The 2,205-nt window shown below is 44.1% G+C and carries 3 protein-coding genes; all 3 read left to right on the forward strand.

Annotated features, from left to right (window positions below; all coding sequences use genetic code 11):
* On the forward strand, window positions 1-960 hold a 960-nt coding region (locus tag ACED45_RS23885; protein ID WP_371715197.1), incomplete at its 5' end, for a chemotaxis protein CheW.
* 53 nt (window positions 961-1,013) lie between these two features.
* The gene (locus ACED45_RS23890) at window positions 1,014-1,508 is read left to right on the forward strand and encodes a chemotaxis protein CheW (protein WP_017064109.1); all 495 of its coding nucleotides are present in this window, start codon (window positions 1,014-1,016) and stop codon (window positions 1,506-1,508) included.
* Window positions 1,508-2,020: a DUF2802 domain-containing protein gene (locus ACED45_RS23895; protein WP_371715198.1), complete on the forward strand. Its 513-nt coding sequence runs from the start codon at window positions 1,508-1,510 to the stop codon at window positions 2,018-2,020. Before ACED45_RS23890 ends, ACED45_RS23895 begins: the two co-directional genes overlap by 1 nt.
* Window positions 2,021-2,205: the final 185 nt, after the last annotated feature.

A 2,205-nucleotide genomic window follows, 5' to 3' on the forward strand; every position in this document is an offset into this window, starting at 1 on the left:
CCAGAGCCAGAGCCAGAGCCAGAGCCAGAGCCAGAGCCAGAGCCAGAGCCAGAGCGCCAATTTTCGAGCCACCACTCAAGCTACGCAGAAATACGCGCGGCTGAGTTTGAGGTTCCTAACCTTGAGGATGTTCAGAAGCTACTAAGTCGTTTAGAGGCGACCAATGTTGTTGATGAGCTGAATCTTGATGAATTGATGGATCTGAACACCCAGAAAATCGCCCAGCAAGCAGACATGCAAATGTTTGAGGCCGCGGTTGAGTCTGTTCAAGTGTTTGAAGAGCCAGAGATTCAAGATTGGAATCTTCCAGAACCCGATTTATCAATTGTTGTAGAGCCACCTGTTGAATCGCAGCAAATTGAAGAGTTACAAGCTGAATCGTTGGAGACGGAACAAGTAGAAGTTAAGGCTGTTGAGTCTGAATTTGATGCTCCTGAGGTCGAGACAGTTATTGGACTTGAAACTCAAGCCGGAGGTGCTAACCAGTTTACCTCTTGGGAAAATACGGTTCGCACAGAAGACTTTCAAGTTTTGTATTTTGATGTAAACGGCGTGACCTTTGCGGTACCACTTGATGAGCTTGGCGGTATCCATCGCCTTGAAGAGTTAAGTCATATCATTGGTAAGCCAGCTTGGTATTTGGGTTTACAAACCAACCGTGATAGTCAGCTAGATGTGGTCGACACCGCAAAATGGGTGATGTCTGAGAAACTATCAGGTGACGAGTACAAAGAAAAATATCAATATATAGTCATGCTTGGGGAGAGCTTGTGGGGCCTTGCGAGCACCGAGCTAAAAGGCACCGAGCTACTTAATACAGATAAAGTACGTTGGCGAGAAATGGCAGGGAAACGCCCATGGCTCGCTGGTATGGTAAAAGAAAAAATGTGTGCTTTGATCCATGTTGAAGCATTAATCGCCATGCTAAACGCAGGGCTAGATGTAAAAGCATTAAGCTAGTAAACGCATCAAGTTAATAATAGTGGTCGGTAACGACGGCAAGAGGATTATCTATGTCTCATATGAGTGAAGTTGAAGTAAGAAAAGAGCAAACCAATGATGAAGTACTTCAATGGGTGACTTTCCAGCTAGAAGAAGAAACTTACGGCATCAACGTAATGCAAGTGCGTGAAGTACTGCGTTACAGCGAAATTGCTCCAGTACCGGGTGCTCCAGATTACGTTCTAGGTATTATTAACCTACGTGGTAACGTTGTTACTGTTATCGACACTCGTTCTCGCTTTGGCTTGATGCAAGGTGAAATCACAGATAACACTCGTATTATCGTTATTGAATCTGAGCGTCAAGTAATTGGCATTCTAGTCGATAGCGTTGCTGAAGTGGTTTACCTACGTTCTTCTGAAATCGACACAACGCCAAGTGTTGGTACTGATGAAAGTGCTAAGTTTATCCAAGGTGTAAGTAACCGTGATGGCAAGCTGCTTATTTTAGTAGATTTAAACAAACTACTAAGCGAAGACGAATGGGATGAGATGGCTCACCTGTAATGTTTGAAGCGCTTCCTTTAAGCCCTGTCGTTCTGATATCAGGTGTTGGGGTTTTTACGTTATTCATCGTGATTTTGATTAGCAAAGTAAAACGTGCAATTCAAAAGCAGCTCGATCAATCACGTCTGCAAGTTCGTAACTTGGATAAAGAGCTTCAAAAATCGAGTAAGCAATTACTTGAAGTTCGCTCTGTTGTGGTTGGCCTTGGCCAGAAAGTGACGGAACAGCAAGATCTGATAAAGCACTTGAATGAACGTATTGTTGAGTTGGAACATGCTGACACCGATGGACGCTTATATACGCGTGCAACAAAAATGGTTCAGCTTGGTGCCGGGATAAACGAACTGATCGAAGAGTGTGAATTACCTAAAGCGGAAGCTGAGCTAATGATGTCTCTACAGAATAAGCTCGCGGGTAAGGAAAAAATCCCTTCGTTGAGAAGCAACCCTTCATCGTACGATGATCAACCCGATGCCTCTCGCGAGCGCAGAGATCCGCCTCGACGTCGTTAAATTGAGTGCTTACTGCGTATTGAGCAATTGATGTTTATCACGTACACCTCTTAAAAGAAGCTTCGGCTTCTTTTTTTATGCTTGCTATATCTATATAGAACGATGTTTATAAGTACTTGTATCGTATGCGCCCCATGAACCCACGGGGCTATGTTGCTAATGTTTGAAGTTCCAAGGTAGGAGCG

Origin of the sequence: Vibrio crassostreae, from assembly GCF_041439375.1 — a bacterium.
Lineage (GTDB): Bacteria > Pseudomonadota > Gammaproteobacteria > Enterobacterales > Vibrionaceae > Vibrio > Vibrio crassostreae_D.

What these genes read in the sequence shown, in the direction of transcription:
- ACED45_RS23895 (WP_371715198.1), top strand. Translation starts at nt 1,508, where the DNA reads ATGTTTGAAGCGCTTCCTTTAAGCCCTGTCGTTCTGATATCAGGTGTT.
- ACED45_RS23890 (WP_017064109.1), top strand. Translation starts at nt 1,014, where the DNA reads ATGTCTCATATGAGTGAAGTTGAAGTAAGAAAAGAGCAAACCAATGAT.